A 1803-nucleotide genomic window follows, 5' to 3' on the forward strand; every position below is an offset into this window, starting at 1 on the left:
CGAGGACTGAGGAGAAGTACCCCAGAGAGAGACGGCTCTCTACTCATCAAATGCGACTTTGCACGTCGCGCTTCACCTCATCCGGCTCCTCTGTGTTAAGGTCATTGTCGTTGATACCTCTGTTACCCAATTTGATGGGTATAGGCTTGGCGCTATTGCAGCCAGATTTTGTACCGAGACTCCCATCTCTGGTTGTCTTTTCGTCGTGGCAATGACGGTGAAGTAATTGCATATTTTTATACTCATTCTTTCCGCCTTTCGACTTAGGAATGATGTGGTCAACTTCCATCACCGATTGTTCTGTGAGATGTAATCCGCAGTGGGTACATTTCCCTTTTTGTTTCTTCAGCAGTGTTGCCACCGTCTTAGGTACTTCAGGGTTTTGCCCCATTCTTGTACTCCAATAAACTAGGTTGCCATCATAAGGACTGGCATCGCCTTTAACTTTTACATGGCGCACTATTTCAGTGGCGCTATGTTTTAGTAACCGCAGTGGGTTTTCACCTTCTTGCCTGGTTGCGAATACCCAGTTATCTCCGCCTATGGTTTGCCAATATTTACTGGATATCCAATAACCCGACTTGTTCTGGTGGCGGTATTTTCCCCAGCTTTTTAGTTTTTGAAACATTTGACTGTCAGTTCTGGAGAATATCTCCTTGCTGACTAGGGTGCTGTAATAATTAGCCCACCCTCTGATGATGGGGTTCATTTGGGCTATGAGTGCAGCTTGGGAGGCTGCCTTATTCTGTTCTATTACTTTTGCAATCCGGTCATAATGTACCTTGACTTTTTCTTGGCTGGGTTTGATGAGTGTCTTGAATCCAAGTGGTTTTCCATTGGTATTACAACCTGTGTTATATTTTCCCGCTGGATACTGCCTGATGTTGAATCCCAGCAAGTTGAATCCAGCGCCCTGTCCTTCATGTCTTCTTAAAGTGTGGACAAGGCGTGTTTTACTTGGCTTCAATTCTAAACCCATGCCATTTAACCACTCGGAGATTATCTCTTTACATCTTTGGACAACGGTTATGTCTTCGTGCAATATCACGAAGTCATCGGCGTAGCGGATTAGGCTTAGGGAGTTGCGATTGTCTCGTTTTTTACCTGGCAGAGTTTCTGCCATCTGCTTAATCCGTTCTTCCATCCCGTGAAGGGCAATATTTGCCAATAGCGGAGAAATGACCCCGCCTTGTGGCGTACCCTCAGATGTGGGGAATAACTGTTTGCCGTCCATCACTCCTGATTTGAGCCATGCTCCTATTTGGCGTTTTAATGTTGGGAATGTGTTTAGCTTTTTGAGAAGTTCCCCGTGATTAATTCTGTCGAAGCATTTAGCAATGTCAGCATCCAGCACATACTTAGCTTTTTGCTTAATCGCACCAAAAATTGCCCCGATTGCATCATGGCATGACCGTCCAGGTCGGAATCCGTAGGAGTTGGGTTCAAATCGTGCTTCCCACTCCGGTTCAAGTGCTAGTTTTACTAACGCCTGAAGCGCCCTGTCGTATATCGTGGGAATACCAAGGGGACGTTTTTCGTCTGTCCCTGGTTTATCTATCCATACCCTACGGGTAGGTTTAGCCTTCCCCTTTAGCTCAAGTTTTTTCACCAGTGCCAGCCTTTGGACGGGCGAGAGTGATTTAACTCCGTCTACTCCGGCTGTTTTCTTGCCTTGGTTAAGTAGTTAAGCAAAATTAATTACATAATTATCTCCAAATTCTTTAAGAATTTTTTCTACAGATGAAACAAGAGATTGCCAGCTAGAGTAGGCATCTATTTCGAGCCATTGATATTTTATAAACC

The 1803-nt window shown here is 44.9% G+C and carries 2 pseudogenes; both read right to left on the bottom strand.

Features of this window, described 5'->3' with window-relative positions:
• Positions 1-46: 46 nt before the first annotated feature.
• A pseudogene (ltrA, locus tag QUA58_RS31215) lies at positions 47-1678 on the bottom strand (group II intron reverse transcriptase/maturase); the annotation flags it as partial.
• Positions 1679-1684: 6 nt separating this feature from the next.
• A pseudogene (locus QUA58_RS31220) lies at positions 1685-1803 on the bottom strand (IS630-like element ISAcma34 family transposase); the annotation flags it as partial.

It is taken from the genome of Microcoleus sp. N9_A1, from assembly GCF_036701795.1.
Classification (GTDB): Bacteria; Cyanobacteriota; Cyanobacteriia; order Cyanobacteriales; family Microcoleaceae; genus Microcoleus.